Source organism: Streptomyces sp. NPDC001606 (assembly GCF_053596835.1).
Genome location: NZ_JBSFHC010000009.1, coordinates 70,815 through 90,848 on the forward strand (window position 1 = coordinate 70,815; position 20,034 = coordinate 90,848).

19 protein-coding genes are annotated in these 20,034 nt (G+C 70.8%); 14 read left to right on the top strand and 5 right to left on the bottom strand.

Translation table 11 applies throughout. From position 1 onward, the window contains the following. Window positions 1-72 precede the first annotated feature (72 nt). Window positions 73-321, top strand: a complete 249-nt coding sequence (locus ACWCV9_RS18300) for an acyl carrier protein (protein ID WP_450787809.1) — start codon at window positions 73-75, stop codon at window positions 319-321. 85 nt (window positions 322-406) lie between these two features. Beyond that, entirely contained in the window at window positions 407-1,678 is a 1,272-nt protein-coding gene (gene fabF / locus ACWCV9_RS18305; protein WP_450787811.1) for a beta-ketoacyl-ACP synthase II, read from the top strand. Window positions 1,679-1,747: 69 nt separating this feature from the next. On the opposite strand, the gene ACWCV9_RS18310 is transcribed toward fabF, so the two are convergent. After that, entirely contained in the window at window positions 1,748-2,242 is a 495-nt protein-coding gene (locus ACWCV9_RS18310) for a DUF3145 domain-containing protein (protein ID WP_385844807.1), read from the bottom strand. Between the two features lie 266 nt (window positions 2,243-2,508). Between ACWCV9_RS18310 and ACWCV9_RS18315 the strand changes: the two genes are divergently transcribed. From ACWCV9_RS18315 to ACWCV9_RS18325, 3 genes are all read left to right on the top strand, one after another. Further along, window positions 2,509-3,387: an SGNH/GDSL hydrolase family protein gene (locus ACWCV9_RS18315; protein ID WP_450787813.1), complete on the top strand. Its 879-nt coding sequence runs from the start codon at window positions 2,509-2,511 to the stop codon at window positions 3,385-3,387. A 10-nt stretch (window positions 3,388-3,397) separates the two neighbouring features. Further along, window positions 3,398-4,369, top strand: a complete 972-nt coding sequence (locus tag ACWCV9_RS18320) for an aldose epimerase family protein (RefSeq protein WP_450787814.1) — start codon at window positions 3,398-3,400, stop codon at window positions 4,367-4,369. A gap of 319 nt (window positions 4,370-4,688) precedes the next feature. Beyond that, complete coding sequence (locus ACWCV9_RS18325) at window positions 4,689-5,969, top strand: pyroglutamyl peptidase (protein WP_450787816.1); 1,281 nt, start codon at window positions 4,689-4,691, stop codon at window positions 5,967-5,969. On the opposite strand, the gene ACWCV9_RS18330 is transcribed toward ACWCV9_RS18325, so the two are convergent. Then, window positions 5,959-6,783 carry an EI24 domain-containing protein gene (locus tag ACWCV9_RS18330; RefSeq protein ID WP_450787817.1) on the bottom strand — a complete coding sequence of 275 codons (825 nt, stop codon included), beginning with the start codon at window positions 6,781-6,783 and terminating at the stop codon, window positions 5,959-5,961. The two genes, ACWCV9_RS18325 and ACWCV9_RS18330, sit on opposite strands and share 11 nt — an antisense overlap. A gap of 40 nt (window positions 6,784-6,823) precedes the next feature. Then, window positions 6,824-7,258 (bottom strand): MarR family winged helix-turn-helix transcriptional regulator, encoded by a 435-nt coding sequence (locus ACWCV9_RS18335; RefSeq protein WP_385844803.1) that lies wholly within the window; start codon window positions 7,256-7,258, stop codon window positions 6,824-6,826. A gap of 90 nt (window positions 7,259-7,348) precedes the next feature. On the opposite strand from ACWCV9_RS18335, the gene ACWCV9_RS18340 reads away from it, so the two are divergent. Continuing rightward, a complete protein-coding gene (locus tag ACWCV9_RS18340; protein WP_450787819.1) occupies window positions 7,349-8,383 on the top strand; it encodes an NADP-dependent oxidoreductase in 1,035 nt (344 codons plus the stop codon). A 100-nt stretch (window positions 8,384-8,483) separates the two neighbouring features. Further along, window positions 8,484-8,903 carry an organic hydroperoxide resistance protein gene (locus ACWCV9_RS18345; RefSeq protein ID WP_450787821.1) on the top strand — a complete coding sequence of 140 codons (420 nt, stop codon included), beginning with the start codon at window positions 8,484-8,486 and terminating at the stop codon, window positions 8,901-8,903. Window positions 8,904-8,982: 79 nt separating this feature from the next. Here the strand turns inward: ACWCV9_RS18345 and ACWCV9_RS18350 are convergent, their stop codons facing one another. Both ACWCV9_RS18350 and ACWCV9_RS18355 read right to left on the bottom strand, forming a co-directional pair. Continuing rightward, window positions 8,983-10,134: a serine hydrolase domain-containing protein gene (locus ACWCV9_RS18350; RefSeq protein ID WP_450787822.1), complete on the bottom strand. Its 1,152-nt coding sequence runs from the start codon at window positions 10,132-10,134 to the stop codon at window positions 8,983-8,985. A gap of 93 nt (window positions 10,135-10,227) precedes the next feature. Then, the gene (locus ACWCV9_RS18355) at window positions 10,228-11,199 is read right to left on the bottom strand and encodes an SCO2400 family protein (protein ID WP_450787823.1); all 972 of its coding nucleotides are present in this window, start codon (window positions 11,197-11,199) and stop codon (window positions 10,228-10,230) included. 201 nt (window positions 11,200-11,400) lie between these two features. Between ACWCV9_RS18355 and ACWCV9_RS18360 the strand changes: the two genes are divergently transcribed. The 7 genes from ACWCV9_RS18360 to ACWCV9_RS18390 all read left to right on the top strand — a co-directional run bounded on the left by ACWCV9_RS18360 (window position 11,401) and on the right by ACWCV9_RS18390 (window position 19,935). Next, window positions 11,401-12,558, top strand: coding sequence for a mandelate racemase/muconate lactonizing enzyme family protein (locus ACWCV9_RS18360; RefSeq protein ID WP_450787825.1), 1,158 nt, complete (start codon window positions 11,401-11,403; stop codon window positions 12,556-12,558). After that, the gene (locus ACWCV9_RS18365; protein WP_450787826.1) at window positions 12,555-13,559 is read left to right on the top strand and encodes a zinc-dependent alcohol dehydrogenase; all 1,005 of its coding nucleotides are present in this window, start codon (window positions 12,555-12,557) and stop codon (window positions 13,557-13,559) included. Before ACWCV9_RS18360 ends, ACWCV9_RS18365 begins: the two co-directional genes overlap by 4 nt. A 168-nt stretch (window positions 13,560-13,727) precedes the next feature. Further along, window positions 13,728-14,693 (top strand): hypothetical protein, encoded by a 966-nt coding sequence (locus ACWCV9_RS18370; RefSeq protein ID WP_385844796.1) that lies wholly within the window; start codon window positions 13,728-13,730, stop codon window positions 14,691-14,693. Between the two features lie 56 nt (window positions 14,694-14,749). After that, window positions 14,750-15,859 (top strand): multiple monosaccharide ABC transporter substrate-binding protein, encoded by a 1,110-nt coding sequence (gene chvE / locus ACWCV9_RS18375; RefSeq protein WP_385844795.1) that lies wholly within the window; start codon window positions 14,750-14,752, stop codon window positions 15,857-15,859. 36 nt (window positions 15,860-15,895) lie between these two features. Then, window positions 15,896-17,473 (top strand): multiple monosaccharide ABC transporter ATP-binding protein, encoded by a 1,578-nt coding sequence (gene mmsA / locus ACWCV9_RS18380; protein ID WP_450787828.1) that lies wholly within the window; start codon window positions 15,896-15,898, stop codon window positions 17,471-17,473. Next, window positions 17,470-18,714 carry a multiple monosaccharide ABC transporter permease gene (gene mmsB / locus ACWCV9_RS18385; RefSeq protein ID WP_450787829.1) on the top strand — a complete coding sequence of 415 codons (1,245 nt, stop codon included), beginning with the start codon at window positions 17,470-17,472 and terminating at the stop codon, window positions 18,712-18,714. Before mmsA ends, mmsB begins: the two co-directional genes overlap by 4 nt. A gap of 60 nt (window positions 18,715-18,774) precedes the next feature. Further along, window positions 18,775-19,935 (top strand): aldose epimerase family protein, encoded by a 1,161-nt coding sequence (locus ACWCV9_RS18390; protein WP_450787830.1) that lies wholly within the window; start codon window positions 18,775-18,777, stop codon window positions 19,933-19,935. Window positions 19,936-20,034 lie beyond the last annotated feature (99 nt).

Genomic DNA, 20,034 nt, shown 5'->3' on the forward strand with positions numbered 1-20,034 from the left:
GCCGGATCTTGTGATCCGACTCGGGGACAACTGCCACAAACCGTCTGGATTATCGAAGAAGGAGCGCCCGACATGGCCGCCACTCAGGAAGAGATCGTCGAAGGTCTCGCCGAAATTGTGAACGAGATCGCCGGCATCCCGGTTGAGGACGTCAAGCTGGACAAGTCCTTCACCGACGACCTGGACGTCGACTCGCTGTCCATGGTCGAGGTCGTCGTCGCCGCCGAAGAGCGCTTCGACGTCAAGATCCCGGACGACGACGTCAAGAACCTCAAGACCGTCGGCGACGCTGCCGACTACATCCTCAAGCACCAGGCCTGAGTCACCTCTTAGGCAGTCAGGCTGCTGGCCCCGCCACCCGGCGGTGGCGCCGTCGAATCCCGTATCCGTTGGAGAAAGAATTCCCGTGAGCCCGACCAATCGCACCGTGGTCGTCACCGGTATCGGCGCAACCACACCGCTGGGTGGCGACGCAGCCTCGACATGGGAGGGCCTGATCGCCGGCAAGTCCGGCGTCAAGCCCCTGGAAGAAGACTGGGCGGCCGACCAGGCCGTCAAGATCGCGGCCCGGGTCGCCGTGGAGCCGACCGAGGTCATCCCCCGCCCGCAGGCCCGCAAGCTGGACCGCTCGGCGCAGTTCGCGCTGATCGCGGCTCAGGAGGCCTGGAAGGACGCGGGCTTCACCGCCAAGGCCGGTGAGGACGGAAGCGTCGACCCGGACCGGCTGGGCACCGTCATCGCCTCCGGCATCGGCGGTGTGACCACGCTCCTCGACCAGTACGACGTGCTGAAGGAGAAGGGCGTCCGCCGCGTCTCCCCGCACACCGTCCCCATGCTCATGCCGAACGGCCCCTCGGCCAACGTGGGCCTGCTCGTGGGCGCCCGCGCGGGCGTGCACACGCCGGTCTCCGCGTGCGCGTCGGGTGCCGAGGCCATCGGCTACGCCATCGAGATGATCCGCACCGGCCGGGCCGACGTCGTCGTCGCCGGTGGTACGGAGGCGGCCATCCACCCGCTGCCGATCGCCGCGTTCGGCAACATGATGGCGATGTCCAAGAACAACGACGACCCGCAGGGCGCCTCGCGTCCCTACGACGTCGCCCGCGACGGCTTCGTCCTCGGCGAGGGCGCCGGTGTGCTGGTCCTGGAGTCCGCCGAGCACGCGGCCAAGCGCGGGGCGCGGGTCTACGCGGAGGCGGTCGGCCAGGGCATCTCCGCCGACAGCCACGACATCGTGCAGCCGGAGCCCGAGGGCCGCGGCATCTCCGCCGCGCTCCAGCACCTGCTGGACAACACCGACCTGAACCCGGCCGAGATCGTGCACGTCAACGCGCACGCCACCTCGACGCCGGCCGGTGACATCGCCGAGCTGAAGGCGCTGCGGAAGGTGTTCGGCGACGACGCCGACCACATGGCCGTGTCCGCGACCAAGTCGATGACCGGTCACCTGCTGGGCGGCGCGGGCGGTATCGAGTCCGTCGCGACCGTGCTGGCGCTGTACCACCGGCTGGCGCCGCCGACGATCAACGTCGAGAACCTCGACCCCGAGGCCGAGGCCAACGCGGACGTCGTCCGCGGTGAGGCGCGCAAGCTTCCCGTCGAGGGGCGCATCGCCGCGCTGAACGACTCCTTCGGGTTCGGCGGTCACAACGTGGTGCTGGCGTTCCGTTCCGTGTGACGTCGCGTCAGCCGAAAGCGGCCCGGTCTCCGTGGGGAGACCGGGCCGCTCGCCGTTTCAAGGGGGGTGTCACACCACCTGGTGCAGCCAGCGCACCGGCGCGCCCTCTCCGGCGTACCGGAAGGGCTCCAGTTCGTCGTCCCAGGGCTTGCCGAGGAGCTTGGCGATCTCCGCCTCCAGGTCCGTCTCGCCGCGCTGGCTGCGCAGCAGGGCGGCGCGCAGCCGGTCCTCGGGGATGAGGATGTCTCCGTGGATGCCGGTGACGGCGTGGAAGATGCCGAGGTCGGGGGTGCAGCTGTAGCGCTCGCCCTCGGCGGTGGGGCAGGGCTCGGCGGTGACCTCGAAGCGGAGCAGGTGCCAGCCGCGCAGGGCCGACGCGAGCTTGGAGGCGGTACCGGCCTGGCCCTGCCAGGAGAACTCCGAGCGCCAGGTGCCGGGGGCGGCGGGCTGCCGGATCCAGTCGAGGTTGACGCGGGTGCCGAGCACCCCCGCGACCGCCCACTCGACGTGCGGGCACAGCGCGCGCGGCGCGGAGTGCACGTACAGAACTCCACGTGTCGTCACCGGAACCTCCGGGCAGAGCGGGACATCTTGCGGACTGGCTGGCGGCAGTGGCACGACGGCCGCGTTGATGGCGAGGCTACCCTGCGGCGGCGCAAGGAGTGTGACGTACCGTCGGTCCCGGTGCCAGGAAACCTCTGCCATTCACCCAGGGGGACGCTTGTACGGGTGCGGACCGTTCCAGGGGGCCCGGCCGGGAACCCACAGGCGTTGTTATGGGGGGAAGCACCGGGAAAGCACCGGATCCGACGACGAGGGGATCACCAGGGATGCGGAAGGGAAGCAGCCGTGCGCGGGCCGCTCTCGCCGTCGTGGCGGCCGCCGTGCTGGGGGTCGCCGGGTGCGATGCCGGGGGCGGGAGCGCGCCGGGGCCGGAGGTGACCAAGGCGCGTGCCGAGCCTCCGCGGTGGGACCGCAGCCCCGCGTCGATCGCCGCGGTCGGTGACTCCATCACCCGCGGTTTCGACGCGTGTACGGTGCTGTCGGACTGCCCGGAGGTGTCCTGGGCGACGGGCAGTGACGCGAAGGTGGGCAGCCTGGCGGTGCGGCTGCTCGGGGTGACCGGCGCGGCGGAGCGCAGCTGGAACTACGCGGTGACCGGTGCCCGGATGGCCGACCTGCCGGGGCAGATGGCCCAGGCGGCGGCGCGGGGCCCGGAGTTGGTGACGGTGATGGTGGGCGCGAACGACGCCTGCCGTGCGTCGGCGGCGGCGATGACCCCGGTGGCCGGCTTCCGGGCGAACTTCGAGAAGGCGCTGCGCACCCTGCGCGCGGCGCGGCCGAGGGCACAGGTGTACGTGGCGAGCGTGCCGAACCTGAAGCGGCTGTGGTCCGAGGGCCGCACCAGTGCGCTGGGCAGACAGGTGTGGCGGCTCGGCATCTGCCCGTCGATGCTGTCGGACGCGGACGACCTGGGCAGCGTGGCCGCCGCGCGCCGGGAGCGAGTGCAGCAGCGGGTGGTGGCGTACAACAAGGTGCTGAAGGAGGTGTGCGCCGCCGACCTGCGCTGCCGCTTCGACGACAACCAGGTGTACGACTACGACTTCGGCACCGGCCAGCTCAGCCACTGGGACTGGTTCCATCCCAGCAGGGACGGGCAGGCGCGGCTGGCCGAGATCGCCTACCGCACGATCACGGCCGTCACCTAGGGTTTCCCACATGAGTGAACTTTTCGGCACACTTTCCGACGGCACCCCCGTGCACCGCTGGACGCTGGAGCGCGGCGGAGTGCGGGTGCGGGTGTTGTCGTACGGCGGGATCGTGCAGTCGGTGGAGGTCCCGGACCGGGACGGGCGGACCACCGACGTGGTGCTCGGCTTCCCGGACCTGGACGGCTATCTGAGCCACCCGGGACCGTACCTCGGCGCGCTGGTGGGGCGGTACGCCAACCGTATCGGGGGCGCCCGCTTCCCGCTCGACGGCCGCACCTACACCCTGGCGCCGAACGACGCCCCGAACTCGCTGCACGGCGGTGAGCGCGGGTTCGACAAGCGGGTCTGGGAGGTGACGCCGGTTCAGCACGGCGTCCGGCTGAGCCGGGTCAGCCCGGACGGCGAGGAGGGCTTCCCCGGCCGGCTGGAGGTGACGGCGACGTACACGCTCGACGCGTCGGGCGCGCTGCACCTGGCCTACGAGGCGGTCACGGACGCGCCGACCGTCGTCAACCTCACCCATCACGGGTACTGGAACCTGGCCGGCTCGGGCCTTGCCGGCGGGCACGAACTGCGGCTGGCCGCGTCCCGGTTCACCCCGGTGGACGCCGGTCTGATCCCGACCGGGGCGTTCGAGGACGTCACCGGGTCCCGCTTCGACTTCCGCACCCCCCGCGAGATCGGTACGGGCTACGACCACAACTTCGTCCTGGACAAGGGCGTCACCGCCACCCCGCAGCAGGTCGCCGAGATGCACGACCCCGGCTCCGGCCGCACCCTGACCGTGGCGACGACCGAGCCCGGCCTCCAGCTCTACACCGCCGACCACCTTCCGGACCCGTTCGTCCCCTGCGCGGGCGTGGCGCTGGAGACCCAGCACTTCCCGGACTCCCCCAACCGCCCGGAGTTCCCGAGCACGGTGCTGCGCGTGGGGGAGGTCTACCGCTCGGAGACGGTGTACGGCTTCGGGGTGCGCTGAGCCGGATCCCGCCGGCCGGACGCGCAGGCGACGAGCCCCGGCCCAGGGGTCAGGTCCCGGGCCGGGGCTGCTCGTGGGGGACTTGTCCCGGATCAGACGTTAATCGGCGCGGTCGGCCCGCGGTCCGCGATCGGGCGTCCGGCGGGGATCTCGTACGAACCCTTCACATACGCCCACGACTTCGCCTCCTCGTCCCGGACCGCCGCCGGGCGTTCGCGGCGGCGCCGGCAGGCACCATGGCGTGGACCACTTCGGGCACGCGATACTTCCGCCGTCCACCGCACCACGCGCCGCTACAGCGACGGAAGGACCGACTCCCGTGCCCGCTCCGCCCTTTCAGCGCTTACGTCTCGGTGTTCTCGGCCTGGGTCTGGGGCTGGCCCTGACGGCCGGGCTGTCCGCCCCGGCCGCGGGTGCCTGCGCCGCGCCCGCCGCCCCCTCCCCCACCGTCGAGGAACAGCGGCTCGACCGGGCGGTCCCCCAGGAGATCCTCCGGCGGTCCGGATTCGACACGGTGGCGGAGGAGTTCGCCGGCGAGCTGGGGCGGGCCCGCTCGTACGCCGAGGCCCGTCGCGTCGTCGTCCGCGCGGGGTCCGCGCTGTGGCGGCGGGCCGTGGCGCGGGCGCAGGGGCGGGGGCCCGCGGGCGGGGACCTGGACCGCGCCGACGACCGGCCGCTGTACTGGGCGCGGCTGGGCATGACCCGTGCGCTGCGCCTCTGGGAGCCGGGCTTCGGGCTCGACGACGGCCGGCGGGCGGCCCTGCTCGACCGGCTGGAGCGCACCTCGCGGGGGCAGGACGACATCCGGTATCCCGGCGACCCGCGGCTCAGGCGGGTGCTGCTGACCGGCTTCGACCCCTTCACGCTGGACCGGGACATCCGTATCTCCAACCCGTCCGGGGCGACCGCGCTGGCGCTGGACGGCACGGTGATCGAGACGGCGGACGGCCCGGCACGGGTCGAGACGGCTCTCTTCCCGGTGCGCTGGCAGGACTTCACGGACGGCACGGTGGAGCGGACGCTGCGGCCGTATCTGCCGCGGGTCGACCTGTTCACCACCGTGAGTCAGGGCCGGGTGGGCCGGTTCGACATCGAGCGCACCAACGGGGCCTGGCGGGGCGGCTTCCCGGACAACGACGGCATCGGCCGCACGGAGACCGTCCCGGTCGCCGATCCGGCCGGCCGGCCGCAGTGGACGACGACGACCCTGCCGTACCGGGCGATCACGTCCGCGCACACCGGACGGTTCCCGGTGTACGACCACACGGAGGTGACCGAGATCCCGGCTGGCAGCACGGAGCCCGTCGTACGGCCGGACGGGCCGACGCCCGGGTCCACGGCCCGTGCCGGGGGCGGCGGGGACTACCTCTCCAACGAGATCGCCTACCGGGCCACCCTGCTGCGCGACCGGCTGGGCCTGCACGGCACACTGCCCGGCGGCCATGTGCACACGCCGGTCCTCCAGTTCGGGGCGGGCAACACCGACCCGGCCGGGGCGGTCACCGATCCGGAGTTCGAGCGCAACCGGGCGGACATCGTCGAGCAGGTGCGGTCGATCGTGCGGGTGGCGGTGGAGGCGGCGCCCCCGGTCAGGCGGTGACCTGCGCGCCCTGGGGGTCCTGAGGATCCTCGCGGTCGCCGGGGCGCTCCTCGGGGCCGTCCTCGGCGTTCTCCTCGCCGAGCAGGTCCCGGGCGAGCAGGGTGGCGCCCGCGACCGCGCCCGGCATCAGGAACACCGCGGCGAACGGGACCAGGAAGGCCAGACCGAGCGGGGTGCCGAAGCCCCAGACCAGCGCCTTGCGGGAGCGGAGCAGGGCGAGCCGGGCGCGCAGCTCCACACCGCGGCGCTGGAGGGCGACGGCGGTCAGCTCCTCGGTGAGGAAGAAGCCGGTGACGAAGAATCCGGCCACGGGTACGACGGTCTGCCCGACGAAGGGCAGCAGGCCGAGGGCGAAGAGCAGCACGCCCCACAGCCCGGCCCGGACGAGGATGCGCAGACTGTCACGGCCCGAGATCCACAGCTCCCGCCACAGGGGGAGCTCCGAGCGGGGGGCGGTGCCGTCGGGCGAGACGTCGGCGTCGACCCGCTCCGAGAGGGCCTCGTAGAAGGGCTGGCCGACGAGGAGGGTGACGGCGGTGAAGGTGAGGACCGCGAGGAGGAGGGCGAGGGCGAACAGGACGACGGTCAGGAAGCCGCGGAAGAGGCCCTGCCAGGGGCTGGACCAGTCGTCGGCGAAGGGGGTGGCCCAGCCGACGGCGTCCTCGCCCCACAGGGCCAGCGCGAGGAGCGCGGCCGCGTACAGCACCAGGGTGATGAGGCCGGGCAGCAGACCGAAGCCGTAGCTCCGCCGGTGCCGGCCCACCCAGCGCTGGCCCTCCCACAGATGGCCGAATCCCGCCCCCAGATCACGCATACACCCCACCCTACCGACCTCGCCGGGCCGCACCCGCGGGCTAGGCGTGCAGCATGCGGTGGAGCAGGTCGCGCAGTTTCAGGCGTTCCGTTTCCGAGAGGGCGGCCAGGGGTTCTCGGGCGAAGTGGAGTCCGTCCCGCAGTTCCCGGGCCACCCGCCGGCCCTCGTCCGTGGCCGCCGCGAGCTTGACCCGGCGGTCGCCCGGGTCCGGCCGGCGTTCGACCAGGCCGCGCGCCTCCAGGCGGTCCACGATCCCGGTGACGTTCGACGGCTCGCACTTCAGCTTGTGCGCCAGCTTCCGCATGGGCAGCGGCGCCAGCGCGAGCAGGCTGAGCAGCTTCGCCTGGGCGCCGGTCAGCGCATGGGCGGCGGCGGCCTCGTCGTAGTCCGCGTGGTAGCGGGCGACGACCTCGCCGATGAGATCCACGACGTCCAGGGTGACCTGGTCCGGGCGGGGTGTGTGCGGTGCGGGCATGGCTCCAGCCTACCCCTTTACTTGACAAGGTGAAATATTCAGCTGCACAGTTGTTTCAGTTCCTGAAGTAAATCCGGAAAGGCCCCCGTCATGATCAACCGCGAATGGCACCTGCTCAGCCGTCCCGTCGGCTGGCCGAAGCCCGAGGACTTCGCCCTGGTCGAGACCGAGGTCCCCACCCCCGGTGAGGGCCAGGTCCTCGTCCGGAACAAGTACCTCTCCGTCGACCCGTACATGCGCGGCCGAATGAGTGCCGCGAAGTCGTACGTCGCCCCCTTCGAGCTGGGCAAGGTCATGCAGGGCGGCGCGGTCGGCGAGGTGGTCGCCTCCCGCGCCGAGGGCCTCTCCGTCGGCGACCACGTCCTGCACTTCCTCGGCTGGCGCGAGTACGCCGTCGTCGACGCGCAGCACGCCGTCAAGGTGGGCCCGGCGGCCGTCCCGGCGGTCAAGGTCGACGCCGCGACCCCCGAGGTGCCGCTGTCGACGTACCTGGGCGTGCTCGGCATGACCGGTCTGACCGCCTACGCCGGTCTGCTGCGCACCGCCTCCTTCAAGGAGGGCGACACCGTGTTCGTCTCCGGTGCGGCGGGCGCGGTCGGCAGCCAGGTGGGCCAGATCGCCAAGCTCAAGGGCGCCTCCCGGGTCATCGGCTCGGCCGGCTCCGACGACAAGGTCAAGCTGCTGGTCGAGGAGTACGGCTTCGACGCCGCGTTCAACTACAAGAACGGCTCGGTGGCGGAGCAGCTGCGCGAGGCCGCGCCGGACGGTGTCGACGTCTACTTCGACAACGTCGGCGGGGACCACCTGGAGGCGGCCCTCGGCGCGCTGAACGAGGGCGGCCGGATCGCGATCTGCGGCATGATCTCGATCTACAACAACACCGAGGCGGCCCCCGGCCCGAAGAACCTCGCCCGGCTGATCCAGACCCGCGGCCGCATGGAGGGCTTCCTGGTCAGCGACCACTACGACCTCCAGCCGCAGTTCGTCCAGGAGGTCGGCCCCTGGGTCGCCTCGGGCGCGCTGAAGTACCGCGAGACGGTCGTCGAGGGCATCGAGAACACCCTGGAGGCGTTCCTCGGGGTCCTGCGGGGCGACAACATCGGCAAGATGGTCGTCAAGCTCTAGGGACTTCTTCACTGAGTTTCCGGCATGCGGTAGTTTCTTTCCGAAATCCGTCGTCGATCGTGGGCGCGAGTCACGGCGGACCGAGGAGGAAGACAACCGCATGCCCATTCAGCAGTCCGACGTCCTGTACACGGCTGTCGCCACCGCCGAGAACGGCCGCGACGGCCGCGTCGCCACCGACGACGGCAGGCTCGACGTGATCGTGAACCCGCCCAAGGAGATGGGCGGCAACGGTGCCGGCACCAACCCCGAGCAGCTCTTCGCCGCCGGGTACAGCGCCTGCTTCCAGGGCGCGCTCGGGGTCGTCGCCCGCCAGGAGGGCGCCGACGTCTCCGGTTCGACCGTCACCGCGAAGGTCGGCATCGGCAAGAACGACGACGGGTTCGGGATCATCGTGGAGATCTCCGCGAACATCCCGAACGTCGACGCGGCCACGGCCCGGGACCTGATCGAGAAGGCCCACCAGGTGTGCCCCTACTCCAAGGCGACCCGGGACAACATCAGCGTGACGCTGGTCTGAGGTCAGTCGTTTCCATCGAGGCAGCCGCACCCTTGGACGTGGGGTGCGGCTGCTCTCCTTTGCGGTCTCGTGCAGGCCTTCAGAGCGCCAGCGCCGCCCGGTGCAGCGCCGCCACCAGCCCGTTGTTCTCCGGTGCCGCTCCGGGCGTGAGGGACCTGCGGCGGCGGGTGTAGCCGTAGGCCAGGCCGGTGTGCGGGTCGGCGAAGGCCTGGACGCCGCCCGCGCCCTCGTGGCCGAAGGCGCCCGCGCCCAGGAACGGGTGAATGGTGTCCGAGGTCGCCTGGAAGCCGAGGGCGTACGCCTTGTGGGAGCGGAGCACCACGTCGTACCCGACGCAGTGGATCTGGGCCACCTCGGCGAGCGCGTCCGGCTTCAGCAGCGGTGAGCGGTCGTCCACCTCGCTGATCGCCGAGGCGTACATCCTCGCGAGGCCGCGCGCGGAGGCGACCCCGCCCCCCGACGCCGGCCCCTGGGCGCGCACCAGACGGGAGTTGATGTAGTCCTCCGGCGAGACCGGCTCCGGCACGTGCCGGTTGCCGGCGATCGCCATCAGGCTGCGCGGGGCGGGCGGCTGGGCCGCCACGAGCGCCTGCTGCTCCGGGGTGAGGATCATCGACTGCACCGAGCGGAAGCGCGGCTCCTCGGACTCGGGCAGGCCCAGATGGAAGTCCGTGCCGTACGGCGCCCGGATCCGCTCCTCGTAGACCTCCTGGAGCGTGCGGCCCAGGACCCGGCGGACCACCTCGCCGGTGAGCGCGCCGATCACCAGCCCGTGGTAGCCGAAGGCCTTCCCCGGCCGCCAGAACGGCCGCTGGTCCGCGAGCCGTTCGGCCATCGCCCGGTCGTCGGCCAGCTCGGCGAGAGAGAATCCGGCGTCGGTCCCGATCACTCCGGCCTGATGCGTGATCAGCTCCCGCAGGGTGACCGACTCCTTGCCCTCGCAGCCGAACTCGGGCCAGTAGTACGTCACTTTGCGGTCCAGCTCCAGCGTGCCGTCCTGCACCAGGAGCGCGACCACGAGGTGCGCGGCGCCCTTGGTGGCCGAGAACACGCCGTAGAGCGAGTCCGCCTCCCCGCCCGCCCAGAGGTCCACGACCCGCCGTCCGTGCACATAGGCGCACACCTGGCCCTCGTAGTCGGCGCGCTCCCCGGCGACGAAGCGGGCGAACTCCTCGCGCACCGCCTCGAACCCCTCGGCGACCGTGCCGTGGACGGTGATGTCCTGCGTCATCCGCTCTCCTCAACTAGGCCGCTGCCCGGCGCTCCTCCACGGCGGACGGTGTCACCGTTGCCCGGGACGGCGCAAGCGGGAAAGCGGGGCGGCTCAGGTGCACCACCACAGGAAGTGGTTGCAGGTCTTGGTGGGCGTGGGCTGCGGAGCGGGGGCTGAGGTCGTCGGGGCGGGGGTCGGGGTGGCCGGGGGCGTGGAGGCCGGCGCGGCGGAGGTCGTCGGGTCGGCGCCGGGGCCGGGGTTGGTGGTGGCCGACTGCACGGCCCGGTCGCTGACGGAGGCGGACGGGGAGGCGGACTCCTTGTCCTTCTTGGCCTTGGCGGCGGACGCGGAGGCGGAGGGGTCGGGAGAGGCCGAGACACGCGTGCCGTCGCGGGCCGTGCGGGCGCCGGGCGCGGCCGGGCCGCCCGTGTGGCCCTGGTCGGCGGGGGACGCGGAGCCGTCCGCCGAGGTGCCGTCGGGCGAGGAGGGCGCGTCGGGGGCGAAGGGCGAGAAGGGGGCGTCGGTGCCGAGCGAGGCGAGGCTGAGGCCGCCGGCGGCCAGCACGAACCCGGCGGCGACCAGCACGGTACGGCGCCGGCGCCGCCGGTGCGCGGCGGCCTTGCGGTCCCGCCGGCTGGAGTCGGCCTCGGCGGGGCCCACCGGGCCGGCCCCGCGCCCCCTGCGCCGCCCGGCCCGTCCGCCACCGCCCTCTTCGTCCTCTTCGGCCCCTTCGCCCTCGTAGCCGCCCTCGTGGTCGTCCTGGTACTCGTCCTCGCCCTGACCCTCGGATGCGGAATCGGGATCGGGGCCCAGATCGGGGCCCGGGCCGGGTTCCGGATCGGGATAAGCGTACGGCTGCGTCGCGTCGTACGGCTGCGCGGTGTCGTACGGCTGTGTCATGCCGTACTGCTGCTCGTACTGCTGCGGTGCGCCGTACGCCGGGTACTGCTGCGGGTACTCCTGCGCACCCGCGTACGCGGCCGACACGTCGGCGGGTACGGCGAGTCGGTCGGCCGGTGTGCCGCAGCCCGGGCAGGCCAGGGCGCCGTTGAGGTGCCGTTGGCACGGGTGGCAGTAGTCCATGACGCGGGAAGACTAGAGTCCGCGCGGGTCACGTTCCTAGGCGCCACTGTGAAGGTTTCGTAGGGGAGCGAAAACATTCTCGAAAGGCTTGTCGAAACCGTTACCTGTTCGACCCATTGACACCCCGACCGCACCGTCCTTACTGTCACGCCAGCATTTCGAACGTGTGACGAAATCTCGAACAGCTGAGGGGCAACTGCCGTGCGCATCACCGGAATCAGCACGCACGTGGTCGGCACGCCGTGGCGCAACCTGACCTACGTCCAGGTGCACACCGACGAGGGGATCACGGGAGTCGGCGAGACCCGGATGCTCGGACACACCGACGCGCTGATCGGCTACCTGAAGGAGGCCGAGGCCAACCACATTCTCGGATCGGACCCGTTCGCTGTCGAGGACCTGACCCGCCGGATGAAGTACGGCGACTACGGCCGCGCGGGCGAGATCGTGATGTCCGGCATCGCGGTCGTCGAGATGGCCTGCTGGGACATCAAGGGCAAGGCCCTGGGGGTGCCGGTGTGGCAGCTGCTCGGCGGCAAGGTCACGGACAAGGTGAAGGCCTACGCCAACGGCTGGTACACCACCGAGCGGACGCCGGAGGCGTACCACAAGGCCGCCCAGGGGGTCATGGAGCGCGGGTACAAGGCGCTGAAGATCGACCCGTTCGGCACCGGCCACTTCGAGCTGGACCACCAGGAGACCGTGTACGCCGTCTCCCTGATCGAGGCGGTCCGGGACGCCATCGGACCGGACGCCGAGCTGATGCTGGAGATGCACGGCCGCTTCTCCCCCGCCACCGCCGTGCGGCTGGCCAAGGAGATGGCCCCCTTCAAGCCGGCCTGGCTGGAGGAGCCGGTGCCGCCGGAGAACCTGAAGGCGCTGGAGAAGGTCGCCGCCAAGGTGGACATGCCGGTCGCCACCGGCGAGCGGATCCACGACCGGATCGAGTTCCGGGAGCTCTTCGAGAGCCAGGCCGTGGACATCATCCAGCCCGACCTCGGGCACATCGGCGGCATCTGGGAGACCCGGAAGCTCGCCGCGACCGCCGAGACCCACTACATGCTCATCGCGCCGCACAACGTCGGCGGGCCGGTGCTCACCGCCGCCTCGCTCCAGGTCGGCTTCACCTCCCCCAACTTCAAGATCCTGGAGCACTTCAACGACTTCGCGGACGCGGAGATCAAGAAGGTGGTCAAGGGCGCGCCGCAGGTCGTGGACGGCTACTTCCAGCTGTCCGACGCGCCGGGCCTCGGGGTCGAGCTGGACGTGGACGCGGCGGCGGAGTTCCCGCAGCAGCGGGCGCACTTCGACCTGTGGGCCGAGGGCTGGGAGAAGCGCAACCCGAAGGACGGCAAGTGAGTTCGCAGGTCGTCGTCGAGGCGCCGGGCACCCACCGGGTGGAGGCGCACACCCCGCGCGAGCCCGGCGCCGGGGAGGCGCTGGTGGCCGTGCACGCGGTGGGCATCTGCGGCAGCGACCGCGAGGTGTACCAGGGCAACCGGCCCGAGGGGTATGTGCGGTATCCGCTGACGCCCGGCCACGAGTGGTCCGGGACCGTGCGGGCGGTGGGTGCGGGGGTGCCCGAGGCGCTGGTCGGCCGGAAGGTCGTCGGCGAGGGCTTCCGCAACTGCCAGGTCTGCGACCGCTGCCACGCGGGCGAGACCACGCTGTGCACCTCCGGGTACGAGGAGACCGGGTTCACCCAGCCGGGTGCCATGGCCGCCACCGTGACCCTGCCGGCGCGGCTGCTGCACGTGCTGCCGGACGACGCCGACCTCGGCGCCGCCGCCCTGCTGGAGCCGGCCGCCTGTATCGCGGCCGCCGCGCTGAAGGCGGACGCGCAGCCGGGGCAGCGGGTCGCGGTGGTCGGCACCGGGACGCTCGGGATGTTCGCCGTGCAGTTCCTGAAGGCGATCTCGCCGGCGGAGCTGCTGGTGGTGGGCACCCGGCGGGACCGGGAGGCGCTGTCCCGGCAGTACGGGGCGACCGGCTTCCGGCTCCGGGACGAGGAGCTGCCCGACGACTTCGACGTGGTCATCGAGACCGCCGGGTCCGCCTCCGCCGCCCGCACCGCCGCCGGACTGCTCCGGCGCGGCGGACGGCTGGTGCTCACCGGGATCCCGGCGCCGGGCGCGGACGGGCTCGACCCGACCGATCTGGTCGTACGGCAGCTGGAGGTGCACACCGTCTTCGGGGCGCCGCCGGACGCCTGGGCGCACACCGTGCGGGTGTTCGCGGCCGGACTGCTCGACCCGCTGCCGCTGGTCACGCACGAGCTGCCGCTGACCGAGTTCTCGCAGGCCATCGAGCTGGTCGGGGCCGGTGACCCGAAGGTGGGCAAGGTGCTGCTCCGCCCCTAGCCGTACGCCGGTCAGGGTGAGACCTGACGGCGCCCTGACCGGCGTACCTCCATCGCCCTTCCCCCGCCTTTTTCGTACCCAGAGCCGCGAACCCTGTCCGACATATCGAACATCGCGCACGTCTCGTACCCCGCGTACGTCTCGAACGCCTCACCCGAAGGACACCTTGTGACCGACGCTTCCGCCCCGGCAGCCCGCAGGCCCGGCGAGCAGGTGCTCGCCGCACTCGGCCTGGGCGCGCCCGCCCTCGACCCCGCCGACGCCTCCGCCCACAGCTTCCCGGGCGGCGGCCGCTGGCGCACCGAGATTCCCTCGTGCGAGGGTCCCGAGGCGCTGGCGGTCGTGCTGAAGGAAGCCTCCCGGCTCGATGTGCCGATCCACCGGATCAGCCAGGGCAGCGGCGTGTGGATGCTCACCGACGCCGAGATCACCGAGATGGTGGACGCGACCCGGGAACGCGACATCGAGCTGTGCCTGTTCACCGGCCCGCGCGGCACCTGGGACATCGGCGGCTCGGTGCGGTCCGACTCGCGGGGGGCCGGACTGCGCGCCCGGGGCCACGACGCCGTCGCCGGCTGCCTGGAGGACGCCGTCCGCGCCACCGAGCTGGGCGTCAAGTGCCTGCTCGTCGCCGACGAGGGGGTGCTGTGGGCGCTGCACCAGGCGCGGCAGCGGGGCATCATCCCGGCCGACACCACGCTGAAGGTCTCGGCGCTGATCGGCCCGGTCAACCCGGCTTCGTACGCCGTGTACGAGCGGCTCGGCGGCGACTCCATCAACGTGCCCAGCGATCTGACGCTGGATCACCTGACCGAGATCCGCCGGGTGTCCGGCGCCCCGATGGACATGTACATCGAGGCCCCCGACGACCTCGGCGGCTATGTGCGGATGTACGAGGTCGCCGAGCTGATCCGGCGCGGTGCACCGCTCTACCTCAAGTTCGGTCTGTCCAAGGCTCCCGGCATCTACCCGTGGGGCACCCACCTGCGGGACGTGACCCTGGACACCGCCCGGGAGCGGGTGCGGCGCGGCCGCCTCGCCCTGGACCTGCTCGCCCGGCACGGCGCGGACGGCGACATGGCGCCGCTCGGCTCGCGGCTGCCCGGCACCCTCAACCGCTTCCCGAGCGAATAGCCCGCCGTATCCCGACGGCTGCATCTCAACGACGAGAAGACCAAGGACTGATCACCATGCGCAACCGCAGAGCCGCCATCGCCGCGATAGCCGGAGCCGCCTCGCTCGCCCTGACCCTGACCGCCTGCGGGCAGAGCGGCTCGGGCGGCAGCAAGGAGAAGACCGGCGACGTCAAGGGCGCCACCATCGGCATCGCCATGCCGACGAAGTCCTCCGAGCGGTGGATCAACGACGGCAACGACATGGTCAAGAACCTCCAGGCCAAGGGGTACAAGACCAAGCTGGTCTACGGCGAGGACGACCCGAGCACCCAGGTCTCGCAGATCGAGAACATGATCACTCAGGGCGTCAAGGGCCTGATCGTCGCGGCCATCGACAACAAGTCCCTGAACAACGTGCTCCAGGAGGCCAAGCAGGCCAACATCCCGGTCATCGCCTACGACCGGCTGATCCTCGGCACCAAGAACGTCGACTACTACGCCTCGTTCGACAACGAGAAGGTCGGCACCCTCCAGGGCACCTACATCGTGCACAAGCTCGGCCTGGACAGCGGCAAGAAGGGCCCGTTCAACATCGAGCTGTTCGCCGGTTCGAACGACGACAACAACACCCAGTACTTCTTCGACGGCGCGATGAAGGTGCTCCAGCCCTACATCGACAAGAAGCAGCTGGTGGTCAAGTCCGGCCAGACCAAGCTCAACCAGGTCACCACGCTGCGCTGGGACGGCACCACCGCGCAGAAGCGCATGGAGGACATCCTCACCTCCTCCTACAAGAGCGGCCGGGTCGACGCGGTGCTCTCGCCGTACGACGGCATCTCCATCGGCATCATCTCCGCGCTGAAGTCGGACGGTTACGGCTCCGGCAGCAACCCGCTGCCCGTCATCACCGGCCAGGACGCCGAGCTGGCCTCGGTGAAGTCGATCATCGCGGGCCAGCAGTCGCAGACCGTCTTCAAGGACAGCCGCAAGGAGACCGCGGTCGCGGTGTCCATGGTCGACGATGTGCTGCACGGAAAGAAGCCGCAGGTCAACGACACCAAGACCTACACCAACGGCGCCAAGGTCGTCCCCTCCTACCTGCTCCAGCCGGTGAGCGTGGACAAGACCAACTACGAGGACGTCCTGGTCAAGGGCGGCTACTACACCGACTCCCAGCTCAAGTAACCGGCCCTGACTCCCTACGGATTGAAAGGCACGACCATGGCGGGACCCGTCCTGGAAATGCGCTCGATCGTCAAGACCTTTCCCGGTGTCAAAGCGCTGTCGGACGTCTCACTGACCGTCCGTCAGGGCGAGGTCCACGCCATCTGCGGAGAGAACGGCGCCGGCAAGTCGACCCTGATGAAGGTCCTCTCCGGCGTCCACCCGCACGGCACCTACGAGGGCGAGATCCTCTTCGAGGGGGAACTCTGCCGCTTCAAGGACATCCGGGCGAGCGAGCAGCACGGCATCGTCATCATCCACCAGGAGCTGGCGCTGGTGCCGTACCTCTCCATCGCGGAGAACATCTTCCTCGGCAACGAGCACGCCACGCGCGGGCTCATCAACTGGCGGGAGACCCTGCGGCACGCCACCGAGCTGCTGCGCCGGGTCGGACTCGACGAGCACCCGGAGACCCGCGTCGCCGACATCGGCGTGGGCAAACAGCAGCTCGTGGAGATCGCCAAGGCGCTGTCGAAGGAGGTGAAGCTGCTCATCCTCGACGAGCCGACGGCGGCGCTGAACGACGAGGACAGCGGCAAGCTCCTCGATCTGATCCTGGAGCTGAAGAACCAGGGCATCACCTCGATCATCATCTCCCACAAGCTCAACGAGATCCGCCGGGTCGCCGACTCGGTGACGATCATCCGCGACGGGCGTTCCATCGAGACGCTCGACGTGCGGGCCGAGGGCACGACCGAGGACCGGATCATCAGCGGCATGGTGGGCCGCGACCTGGACCACCGCTTCCCCGAGCGCACCCCGCACGAGCCCGAGGAGGGCGCCGCGCCGGCGCTGGAGATCCGCAACTGGACCGTCCACCACCCCATCGACCAGCAGCGCAAGGTCGTGGACGACGTCTCGCTCAGCGTCCGCAGGGGTGAGATCGTCGGCATCGCGGGGCTGATGGGCGCCGGCCGCACCGAACTCGCGATGAGCGTCTTCGGCCGCACCTACGGCCGGTACGCGGGCGGCACGGTCCTCAAGGACGGCGTCGAGATCCGTACCAAGACCGTCGCGGAGGCGGTGGAGCACGGCATCGCGTACGTCACCGAGGACCGCAAGCACTACGGCCTCAACCTCATCGACACCATCAACCGGAACATCTCGCTGACCGCGCTGCGGAAGGTCGCCAAGCGGGGCGTGGTGGACGAGCAGGCGGAGCGGCGGGTCTCCGAGGGCTTCCGGAAGTCGATGAACATCAAGGCGCCGACCGTCTTCGAACCGGTGGGCAAGCTCTCCGGCGGCAACCAGCAGAAGGTCGTCCTCAGCAAGTGGATCTTCGCCGGCCCGGACGTGCTCATCCTGGACGAACCCACGCGCGGCATCGACGTGGGCGCCAAGTACGAGATCTACACGGTCATCGACCAGCTGGCGGCCCAGGGCAAGGCGGTCGTCTTCATCTCCTCCGAGCTGCCGGAGCTGCTCGGCATGTGCGACCGCATCTACACGATGGCCGCGGGACGGCTGACCGGCGAGGTGCCCCGCTCCGAGGCCACGCAGGAAGTGCTGATGCGCCATATGACGAAAGACAAGGCGCCCACGGACAACGCAAAGGACGAAGAGGTAACGCGATGAGCACGGACGTCACCGACAAGACCCCGGCCGCCGCGCCGCCGGGCAAGGGCGGATCGGCCGCCGACGAGAGCCTGTTGCAGCTGGTGCTCGGCGGCCTGCGCCGCAACATGCGCCAGTACGGCATGCTGATCGCGCTCGGTCTGATCGTCGTCCTCTTCCAGTTCTGGACCGGCGGCGACCTGCTGCTGCCCCGCAACGTCTCCAACCTGGTGCTCCAGAACAGCTACATCCTGATCCTCGCGATCGGCATGATGCTGGTGATCATCGCCGGGCACATCGACCTGTCGGTCGGCTCGATCACGGCGTTCGTGGGCGCGTTCGCGGCCGTGCTGACCGTGCAGCACCATGTGGCCTGGCCGCTCGCCGTGGTGCTGTGCCTGCTGGTGGGCGCCGCGGCGGGCTCCGTACAAGGCTTCCTGATCGCGTATCTCGGCATACCATCGTTCATCGTCACCCTCGCCGGGATGCTGCTCTTCCGCGGTCTGACGGAGATCCTCCTCAAGGGCCAGACCCTCGGCCCCTTCCCGGACGGCCTCCAGAAGATCGGCAACGGCTTCCTGCCCGCGGTCGGCCCGAACACCAACTACCACAACCTCACCCTGCTCCTCGGCCTCGTCCTGGTCGCCGCCGTGGTCTGGCAGGAGGTCCGGGACCGGCGCCGGCAGCAGGAGTTCGCCCTCGACGTGGTGCCGCGCAACCTCTTCCTGCTCAAGCTGGTCGCCCTGGTCGCCGCGATCGTCGCCCTCACCATGCTGCTCGCCAGCTACGACGGTGCGCCGATCGTGCTGATCATCCTCGGTGTGCTGGTGGGCGGCTACGGCTACGTCATGCGCAACTCGGTCTTCGGCCGGCACATCTACGCCATCGGCGGCAATCTGCCGGCGGCCAAGCTGTCCGGCGTGAAGGACAAGCGCATCACCTTCCAGGTGTTCCTGAACATGGGCGTGCTCGCGGCCCTGGCGGGTCTGGTGGTCGCCGCCCGTCTGAACGCGGCCTCGCCGAAGGCGGGCGACGGCTTCGAACTGGAGGCCATCGCCTCCTCGTTCATCGGCGGCGCCTCCATGAGCGGCGGTGTCGGCACCGTGCTCGGTGCCATCATCGGCGGTCTCGTCCTCGGCGTGCTGAACAACGGCATGAACCTCCTCAGCGTCGGCACCGACTGGCAGCAGGTCATCAAGGGCCTGGCCCTGCTGGCCGCGGTCGGGTTCGACGTGTGGAACAAGCGCAAGTCCGGTTCGTAAGTCAGATCGGGCCCCGCCGGAGGAACCGGCGGGGCCCCTCCTTTTACAGGAGCCGCAGTGATGGAACTGAACAGACGCACGGTCATCGCGGGCGCGGCGGCGGCGGGAATCGCCGCCACCTCCCTCGGCCAGGGCACCGCCCAGGCCGCAAGCCGTCCGCAGGGCGGCAAGCCGCGGAAGGAGCTCTTCGGCACGCTCGCCGACGGCACCAAGGTCTACCGCTGGTCGCTGGAGAACGGCGGAACCCGGCTGAAGGTCCTCTCCTACGGCGGCATCATCCAGTCCCTGGAGATCCCCGACCGGCACGGCCGGCACGTCAACGTCTCCCTCGGGTACGACAACCTCGACGCGTACGTCAAGGGAACGACCTTCTTCGGCGCCACCATCGGCCGTTACGGCAACCGCATCGCCAAGGGCCGGTTCACCCTGGACGGCACCACCTACCAGCTGTCCGTCAACGACGGCGAGAACAGCCTGCACGGCGGCGCCAAGGGCTTCAACACCAAGGTGTTCGACGTCGAGCCGTTCGTCTCCGGCTCCGACGTCGGCCTGCACCTGTACTACACCAGCGTCGACGGGGAGATGGGCTACCCCGGCACGCTGCGCACGAAGGTCACCTTCACGCTGAACCGGCACGGCGACTGGCGCATCGACTACAAGGCCACCACCGACAAGCCGACCGTCGTCAACCTCACCAACCACACGTACTACAACCTCGCCGGTGAGGGCAGCGGCAGCATCTACGGCCACGAACTCTGGCTGGCCGCGCACCGGTACACCCCGACCGACAAGGGGCTCATCCCCACCGGCGAGCTGGCGAAGGTCAAGGGCACCCCCTTCGACTTCACCCACCCCAAGCCGGTCGGCCGGGACATCCGCACCGGCCACCCGCAGCTGGTCACCGCCAAGGGCTTCGACCACAACTTCGTGCTCGACAAGGGTGTCACCGCCCACCCCGAGCACGTGGCGACGCTGCGCGACCCCGGGTCCGGCCGCACCCTGAAGATCTACACCGACCAGCCGGGTGTGCAGTTCTACTCGGGCAACTTCCTCGACGGCACCCTGGTCGGCCCCTCGGGTCACACCTACCGGCAGGGCGACGGGCTGTGCCTGGAGACCCAGCACTTCCCGGACTCGCCGAACGAGCCGTCGTTCCCGTCGACCGTGCTGCGGCCGGGGCAGACGTACCGGACGACGACGATCCACCGGTTCAGCGCCTGAAAGCGGCCTCTTCGCGGCTGAGTTGAACAGCTCCGCCGCGGCCCGCGTATCCAAGGGCGGCCCGTGCTCCCCCGCACGGGCCGCCCTTGGACGGAGGTT